At 72.5% G+C, this 8,270-nt stretch carries 7 protein-coding genes; 5 read left to right on the top strand and 2 right to left on the bottom strand.

Translation table 11 applies throughout. The features are described 5' to 3' along the window. Window positions 1–216 precede the first annotated feature (216 nt). The 3 genes from VI078_14450 to VI078_14440 are packed head-to-tail and all read left to right on the top strand — an operon-like array spanning window position 217 to window position 3,412. Window positions 217–1,458: an aspartate kinase gene (locus VI078_14450; protein HEY6000486.1), complete on the top strand. Its 1,242-nt coding sequence runs from the start codon at window positions 217–219 to the stop codon at window positions 1,456–1,458. Beyond that, window positions 1,455–3,041 carry a citramalate synthase gene (gene cimA, locus VI078_14445; protein HEY6000485.1) on the top strand — a complete coding sequence of 529 codons (1,587 nt, stop codon included), beginning with the start codon at window positions 1,455–1,457 and terminating at the stop codon, window positions 3,039–3,041. Before VI078_14450 ends, cimA begins: the two co-directional genes overlap by 4 nt. Continuing rightward, on the top strand, window positions 3,041–3,412 hold the full coding sequence (locus tag VI078_14440; protein ID HEY6000484.1) for a helix-hairpin-helix domain-containing protein: 372 nt from the start codon (window positions 3,041–3,043) through the stop codon (window positions 3,410–3,412). The genes cimA and VI078_14440 overlap by 1 nt, the downstream gene beginning before the upstream one ends. 151 nt (window positions 3,413–3,563) lie before the next feature. Here the strand turns inward: VI078_14440 and VI078_14435 are convergent, their stop codons facing one another. After that, window positions 3,564–4,565 carry a polyprenyl synthetase family protein gene (locus VI078_14435; protein HEY6000483.1) on the bottom strand — a complete coding sequence of 334 codons (1,002 nt, stop codon included), beginning with the start codon at window positions 4,563–4,565 and terminating at the stop codon, window positions 3,564–3,566. Between the two features lie 47 nt (window positions 4,566–4,612). After that, window positions 4,613–5,806, bottom strand: a complete 1,194-nt coding sequence (locus VI078_14430; protein HEY6000482.1) for a LysM peptidoglycan-binding domain-containing protein — start codon at window positions 5,804–5,806, stop codon at window positions 4,613–4,615. 115 nt (window positions 5,807–5,921) lie between these two features. Between VI078_14430 and sbtM the strand changes: the two genes are divergently transcribed. Continuing rightward, the gene (sbtM, locus tag VI078_14425) at window positions 5,922–7,364 is read left to right on the top strand and encodes a thio(seleno)oxazole modification radical SAM maturase SbtM (protein HEY6000481.1); all 1,443 of its coding nucleotides are present in this window, start codon (window positions 5,922–5,924) and stop codon (window positions 7,362–7,364) included. Window positions 7,365–7,433: 69 nt separating this feature from the next. Further along, a partial coding sequence (locus VI078_14420; protein ID HEY6000480.1) for a CTP synthase occupies window positions 7,434–8,270 on the top strand: 837 nt, incomplete at its 3' end.

Here is an 8,270-nt window from a genome sequence, read left to right as displayed (position 1 = left end):
CTTCGCGGAAGATGCGGCCCGCGAGCTCGGCGAACGGGTGGTCCTCCAGGCGCCCTGCGGCAAGGTAATCGCTCATCGGTGTCCCTCCCTGAGGCTGCATTAATAGCACAGCATCCGGGTCCTGAGAAGCGGCGCCTGGCGGCGGGGTCCGGCGCATTGACACCCCACCGGTAATCGCTACAATTCCTTCACCTTTTTCCGAGGAGAGACTGAAAGATGGCACTCATTGTCAAGAAGTTCGGCGGCACCTCGGTCGGGTCCCCCGAGCGCATCAGGAACGTCGCGCGGCTGGTCGCCTACGCGGCCGCCGCCGGCAACCGGGTCGCGGTGGTCGTCTCCGCCATGAGCGGCGAGACCGACCGCCTGCTCAAGCTCTCGCAGGAGGTCTCGCCGCGGCCCGACGCGCGCGAGCAGGATGTGCTCGTCGCCACCGGCGAGCAGGTCACGATCGCGCTGCTGGCGATTGCGCTGCGCGACCTCGGGTGCCCGGCGCGCTCGTTCACGGGCTGGCAGGCCGGCTTCCTGACGGATACCGACTTCACCCGCGCGCGGATCCGCAAGGTCGAGGCCGACCGTGTCCGCGAGGCGCTCGACGGCGGCGAGGTCGCGGTGGTGGCCGGCTTCCAGGGGATCACCCCCGACGACGACATCACGACGCTCGGCCGCGGCGGCTCGGACCTGACGGCCGTGGCGCTCGCGGCGGCGATCGAGGCCGACCGCTGCGACATCTACACGGACGTCGACGGCGTCTACACCTCGGACCCGAACGTCGTGCCGGATGCGCGGCTGCTCCCACGGGTCTCCTACGAGGAGATGCTCGAGATGGCCTCGCTCGGCGCCAAGGTGCTCCAGGCGCGCTCCGTGGAATACGCGGCCAACTACAACGTCCCGGTCCGGGTCTGCTCGAGCTTCACCGACCAGCCCGGCACGATGGTGATCAAGGAGGACCCCTCGATGGAACAGGTGCTCGTCTCGGGCGTGACGCTGAGCAGGAACGAGAGCAAGATCACGATCCAGGGGGCGCCCGACCGCCCCGGCGTCGCCGCGCAGATCTTCCAGGCGATCGCCGAGGCCGGCGTCCTCGTCGACCTGATCGTGCAGAACCTCAGCCGCGAGGGGACGACCGACATCACCTTCACGGTGCTCAAGGCGGACGCCGAGCGCACGCGCGACGCGCTGGCGCCCGTGCTCGCCGCCGTGGGGGCCAAGGGCCTGGTGACGGCGGACAACCTGGCCAAGATCTCGATCGTCGGCACCGGGATGCGCAGCCACGCCGGCGTCGCCGCGAAGATGTTCCGCGCCCTGGCCGACCAGAACATCAACATCCTCTCGATCGGCACCTCGGAGATCAAGATCTCCTGCCTCATCGAGTCCAAGTACGCGGAGCTGGCGACGCGCGTCCTGCACGAGGCCTTCGCGCTCGGCAGCGGCGCCGTCGCCGGGGACCGCGACCTGTGAGGCACGAGCGCCGCGTCCAGCTCTACGACACGACGCTGCGCGACGGCGCCCAGGCCGAGGACATCGCCTTCTCGGTCGAGGACAAGCTGCGGATCACCCGCCAGCTCGACGAGTTCGGCGTCCACTACATCGAGGGCGGCTGGCCGGGCGCGAACCCCAAGGACTCGACCTACTTCGAGCGGGTCCGCCGCCTGCCGCTGAAGCACGCGCGGGTCGTGGCGTTCGGCTCGACCCGCCGCGCGCGCCGCGCCGCCGCCGAGGACGAGACGCTGCGGGCGCTCGTGGCCGCCGGCACGCCGGCGGTGGCGATCTTCGGCAAGAGCTGGGACCTGCACGTGCGCGAGGTCCTGCGGGTGCCGGTGGAGGAGAACCTGGCGATGATCGCCGACTCGGTGGCCTTCCTCAAGGCCGAGGTCGGCGAGGTCGTCTACGACGCGGAGCACTTCTTCGACGGGTTCCGCGGCAGCCGCGAGCACGCGCTGGCGACGCTGGACGCCGCGGCGGCCGCCGGCGCCGACTGGCTCGTGCTCTGCGACACCAACGGCGGCATGGTCACCGGCGAGCTGGTCGAGGTCGTCCGCGCGGTTCGCCGGCACCTGCCGCACGCGCGCCTCGGCATCCACGTCCACAACGACGCCGAGATGGCGGTCGCCAACTCGGTCGCGGCGGTCGCCGCCGGCTGCGACCAGGTGCACGCCACGGTCAACGGCTACGGCGAGCGCTGCGGCAACGCCAACCTCTGCTCGATCGTGCCGACGCTCCAGCTCAAGCTGGGCCTGCACTGCGTGCCGCCGGAGTCGCTCGCACGGCTGCGCGAACTCTCGCGCTTCGTCTCCGAACTGGCGAACATGCCCTCCTGGAAGCACCAGCCGTACGTCGGCGACTCGGCGTTCGCCCACAAGGCGGGGGTGCACGTCAGCGCGATCCTGCGCAACGCCCTGACCTACGAGCACGTGCGGCCCGAGGACGTCGGCAACCGCCAGCGCGTGCTCGTCTCGGACTACTCGGGGAGCGCGAGCGTGCTGCACAAGGCCGCGGCGTTCGGCATCGACCTCAAGTCGAAGGACCCGAAGGCGCTGGCGATCCTCGCGCACCTCAAGGAGCTCGAGGGGCGCGGCTTCCAGTTCGAGGGCGCCGAGGCCTCCTTCGAGCTGCTCATGAAGCGCATCCTGGGGCTGGAGCGGCGCTTCTTCGAGCTCAAGGGGGCGCGGGTGATCATCGAGAAGCGCAAGGAGCGCGAGGAGCCGATCTCGGAGGCGACCGTCAAGCTGGTCGTCGGCGGCAAGACCGAGCACACGGCCGCCGAGGGGAAGGGCCCGGTCAACGCGCTGGACTCGGCGCTGCGCAAGGCGCTCTACGGCTTCTATCCGACGCTGCGCGAGATGGAGCTGGTCGACTACAAGGTGCGCGTGCTCACCGCGGAGGCGGGCACGGCGGCGCAGGTGCGCGTGCTCATCGAGTCCGGCGACCGCGAAGGCCGCTGGGGCACGGTCGGGGTCTCGACGAACATCATCGAGGCCTCGTGGCAGGCGCTCGTCGACGCCATCGAGTACAAGCTCCACAAGGACCGCGCGGCGGAGTGATGGGCCCGCCCTGGCCGCGCGCCGCGCAGCGCGTGCTGCTGGTCGCGGCCGCGGCGCTGCTCGCCGCCACGCTCCTCGCGGCGCGCCGGGCCGGGCAGACCCCCCTGGAGGTCCCCGTGGCCGACGACCCGCGCCTCGAGGTGCGCATCGACCTCAACGCCGCGACCGCGGCGGAACTCGAGGCGCTGCCGGGGGTCGGCGCGTCGCTCGCGTCGCGGATCGTCGCCCACCGGGGCGCGCACGGGCCCTTCCGCAGCGTCGAGGATCTCGACGCCGTGTCCGGCGTGGGCAAGAGACTCGTCGAGCGGCTCCGGCCGCTCGTCGCCTGCGGGGACGCCCCGCCGCCACAATCGGATCTCAGCCGCCCCTGAATTGGCTGCCCTGGCCGACCGGGAGCGTCCCGGTGCGTTCCACCAAGGCAGGGACGAGCGGGCGCGGAGGCGGGCTGGTGCCCGCCGCACAAGCGAGGCAAGGAACAACGACGCCAGGGCGCGTCAGGGCCTCCTCAGCGGCCCGGGCGACCTAGTAATCGCGGGCGATGACGAAGTCGGCGGCGGCGAGCAGCGCCTCGCGCAGCTCGGTGCCGGCGAGCGGGTCGAGCGCCGCGCGCGCCTCCGCCGCGAACGTCCGGGCGCGGGCGATCGCGCTCTCGCCGCACCGGTGCTCGCGCAGCAGGCCCGCGATCCAGGCGACCTCCGCGTCGGTGGCCTCGCCGCGGCCGATGACGTCGCGGACGCGCTCCTGCTCGCGCGGGATGCCCTCGCGGCGCAGCAGGTGGATCAGCGGCAGCGTCACCGTCCCCTGGCGCAGGTCCCCGCCGAGCGCCTTGCCGAGCCGGGCGGGGTCCGCCAGGTAATCGAGCGTGTCGTCGATGACCTGGAAGGCGGTCCCGAGCGCGGTGCCGAACCGCCCGAGCGCCTCGACGGCGGGGGCCTCGGCGCGCGCGAGGAGGGCCCCCGAGCGGCAGCAGCCGGCGATGAGGCTGGCGGTCTTGCGCGCGACGATCGCGACGTAGGTCGCCTCGTCGATGTCGGCGCGGTTGCGCCAGCGGCGCTGGAGGACCTCGCCCTCGACCATGTCGAGCGAGCAGCGGCAGAGCATCCGGATCACCTCGCGCGGGGCCCCCGCCAGGAGCAGGTCGAAGGCGGTGGTGTAGAGGAAGTCGCCGCCGAGCACGGCCAGGTGGTTCCCCCAGACGGCGTTGGCCGAGGGGGCGCCGCGGCGCACCTCGGCCTGGTCGAGGACGTCGTCGTGCAGCAGGGTGGCCGCGTGGAGGTACTCGACGGCGTTGCCGAGCGGGACGTGGCCCTCGCCGTCGTACCCGCTGAGCCGCGCGGTGAGGACGACGAGCAGCGGCCGCAGGCGCTTGCCGCCGCTGAGGGCCACGTGGGCTGCCATCGTCCGGAGCAGCTCGTTGTCCGAGCCGAGGTTCCCCGCGATCGCCCGCTCGATCGCCGCGAGGTCGTCGCCGAAGCGGCGCGTCAGCCCCTGGTAGGTCCAGCCGGAGGCGTCAGCCGCGCCCACCGTGCCCATCGGGAGAATGCCGTCCTGCCGCCGACGCGCGGAAAGCGTCAGGGGGCGGCGGCCAGCGCGGGGCCGTCGTCGTCGATGACACGGCGCCCGCCGAGGAAGCGCTTGCGATAGTATCCCTGGTCGAGGCTGTCGATCGTCACCTTGCGGCCGACCGAGGAGGCATGGATGAAGAGGTCGTCGCCCAGGTAGATGCCGACGTGCGAGGGGAACCTGGCGTAGGTGCGGAAGAAGACCAGATCGCCGACGGCGAGCGCCGCGCGCTCGACGCGGGCGCCGAGGGCGAACTGCTCGCGCGCCGTGCGGGGCAGCTGCAGGTCGATGAGGCCGAAGACCATCTGGACATACGCCGAGCAGTCGATGCCGCGCAGCGTCGTCCCGCCGAAGCGATAGGGGATGTTCAGCATGGTCTTCGCCATGCCGATCACCCGCTGCGCGATGCCGGGGGGCGCCGCCGCGGGGTCGGAGGCGGGCACCGCCGCCGGCGCCGCGTTGACGAGGCCCTGGGCCTCGCGCGATGCCAGCGCCGCGGCCGCGGCGACGGCCTCGCGGAACTCCTCGTCCGACGCCGGCCCGCCGAGAGGGGGAGGCTCGCTGCCGGCCGCGGCGAGGCGGTCGCACGGCTCGAGGATGAGCCGCTGCCCGGCTGCCAGGTCGTCGTCCTCCAGGCCGTTGAGGCGGCGCAGGTCGGCGACGGGGACGTGCCGGAGCGCGGCGACGCGGGTCAGCGTCTCGCCGCGGCGCACGACGTGCGTCCGCGGGCCCGACCGGCGGACGACCAGCCGCTGCCCGACGGCCAGCCGCGAGCGCGAGCGCAGGCCGTTGATCTGCCGCAGCTCCCCGATGGACGTGTGGTAGCGCCGGGCGATCGCCGTGAGGGTCTCGCCCTTCGCGACCGCGTGGTAGACGGTCTCCTCGCGGCACACCATCTGGCGTACCCGCTCCTGGTCCACGCCGTGGCGCACGGTCTGGTCGGGCATGCCGGCCGCCACGGCGACGGGGGCGACCGGGTCGGGAATGCGCAGCCGGTCGCCCGGCGCGATGCGATCGCCGACGAGCGGGTTGGCCGCGCGGATCTCGTCGACCCCGATGCCGAAGATCCGGCCGACCCTGGCGAGGGTGTCCCCCTCCTTGACGAAGTACACGCCGCCGGCGCGGGCCGTGGCCGCCGCCGACAGCACCAACACGGCCGCCAGCGCCGCCGCGGCGCGGACACAACTTCGAATAGGGAACATTAACGAATGCTTATACCAATCCCGCCCCCCGTTTGCAACCGCGCCGTCACGCCGGGGCGGGTGCGCGCCACCCCCGGTTGACACCCCCCGGGAGCCCGTCTAGGTTTACCATTCGATGGACCGGAACGGCGTTCTCCCGCGGGCGGCCACGTTCTCCGGGGTGCGCGAGGCCCTGGCCGCGGTTTCGGCCGCGGCGGCCCCCCCACGCTGGGCGCCGGGTGAGCGCCCCGAGCTCAATCCGACCCTCAGGCTCGTGCAGGCGGGAGACGGTCTCCTGCTGGTCTGGCGTCCGCCGCTCGCGGGGCAGGCGACGGTGCGCGCGGCCGAGCCGCGGGACCTGCTGGTGCTCAAGATCGTCGCCGGGCGGTTGCCCGTCGCCGTCGCCGCGGCGGCTGCCGCCCTGTGCGAGGGCGACGTCGAGGCGCTGCTGGCGGGTGCCGCCGGGGAGGGCCTGGTCCTCGCGCCGCGCCCGCTCGTCCGCCGCGGCGACGGTTTTCCGGCGGGGGAACTGGCGGATCCCCGCTACCGGGAGTCGGCCACGTTCACGCTCCAGTGGCACCTGACGCAGGATTGCGACCTGCGCTGCCGTCACTGCTACGACCGCAGCGAGCGGCCCGGCGTCCCCCGCGAGCAGGCGCTGGGCGTGCTCGAGGACCTGCGCCGGTTCTGCCGCGCCCGGCGGGTGGCCGGCGTCGTCTCCTTCAGCGGCGGCAACCCGCTGCTGCACCCGCACTTCCTCGAGCTCTACGCGGCGGCGGCCGGCCACGGCTTCGGCGTCGGGGTCCTCGGCAACCCGTCGCCGCGCCGGCGCATCGAGGAGATGCTCGCCGTCCGCGCGCCGCTGTTCTTCCAGGTCAGCCTCGAAGGGCTGCCGGGGCACAACGACTGGGTGCGCGGGGCGGGGCACTTCGCCCGGACCGAGGAGTTCCTGCGCCACCTCCGGGACCTGGGCGTCCCAGCGGCGGTCATGCTCACGCTGACGGACGCCAACGTCGACCAGGTGCTTCCGCTCGCCGCCCGCCTCCGCGGCCTCGTCGATGTCTTCCAGTTCAACCGCCTCGCGATGGTGGGGGAGGGCGCGGCCCTCCGTCTTCCCTCCCGGGAGCGCTACGAGCGCTTCCTGGAGGAGTACGTCACCGCGGCCGCGGCGGACCCGGCGCTCGGCGTCAAGGACAACCTGGCCGCGATCGTCCTGCGGCGCCGGGGGGAGCCGCCCTCGGGCGGGTGCACGGGCTGCGGCTGCGGCGCGGCCTTCGACTTCCTGGCGCTGCTTCCGGATGGCGAGGCCCATGCCTGCCGCAAGTTCCCCTCGCCGGTCGGCGACGTCGTGCGCGAGGGCATCGCGGCGGTCTACGACTCGGAGGCCGCCCGGCGCTACCGGGCCGGGTGCGCCGCGTGCGCCGGGTGCCCGATCCGGCCCGTGTGCGGCGGCTGCATGGCCGTCGCGCACGGGTTCGGCCTCGATCCGCTGCGGGAGCGCGACCCGATGTGCTTCGCGGACGGGGGCCGCTCGCGGGCGCAAGCATTTTCCGTACCAGCCGGCGGCGGCGGAAGTTGACAACCCGCGGACCGGCGCACATAATCGCCGACCGATGAAGCAGCGACGGCATCGCGAGCGGTCAGTCCGATGAAGCCGAAGTACATCTTCGTCACCGGTGGTGTCCTCTCCTCGCTCGGCAAGGGGCTGGCCTCCGCCTCCATCGGCGCGCTGCTCGAGGCGCGCGGCCTCTCCGTGACGCTCCAGAAGTTCGACCCGTACATCAACATCGACCCGGGCACGATGAACCCCATCCAGCACGGCGAGGTGTTCGTCACCGACGACGGCGCCGAGACGGACCTGGACCTCGGCCACTACGAGCGGTTCATCGACCGGTCGCTGTCACAGTCGAACAACGTCACGACCGGACGCATCTACCAGAACGTCATCCACAAGGAGCGCCGCGGCGAATACCTCGGCAGCACGGTCCAGGTCATTCCCCACGTCACCGACGCGATCAAGGACTGGATCAAGGCCGACCTGGGCGACGAGGATTTCCTGTTGTGCGAGATCGGCGGCACGGTCGGCGACATCGAAAGCCTGCCGTTCCTGGAAGCGATCCGCCAGCTCGGCAACGAGCTGGGGCCTGAGCGCACCATGTTCGTGCACCTGACCCTGATCCCCTGGATCCCGGCGGCCGGCGAGCTGAAGACCAAGCCGACCCAGCATTCGGTCAAGGAGCTGCAATCGGTCGGTATCCAGCCGGATATCCTGCTCTGCCGCTGCGATCGCGAGATTCCCGCCGATGCCCGGCGCAAGATCGCGCTGTTCTGCAACATCCAGCCGGAGCGCGCGATCCAGGCGCTCGACGTCGACACGATCTATCAGGTCCCGATCTCCTATCACGGCCAGGGCTTCGACACGGAAGTGTGCCGCTACTTCGGTCTGTCGGCGCCGGAGCCCGACGTGAGCGCGTGGCACCGCATC

It is taken from the genome of bacterium (assembly GCA_036524115.1).
Taxonomy (GTDB): Bacteria; JAUVQV01; JAUVQV01; order JAUVQV01; family DATDCY01; genus DATDCY01.
The sequence above is the reverse complement of the archived record's forward strand: the minus strand, read 5'-3'. Positions and strand labels throughout refer to the sequence as shown.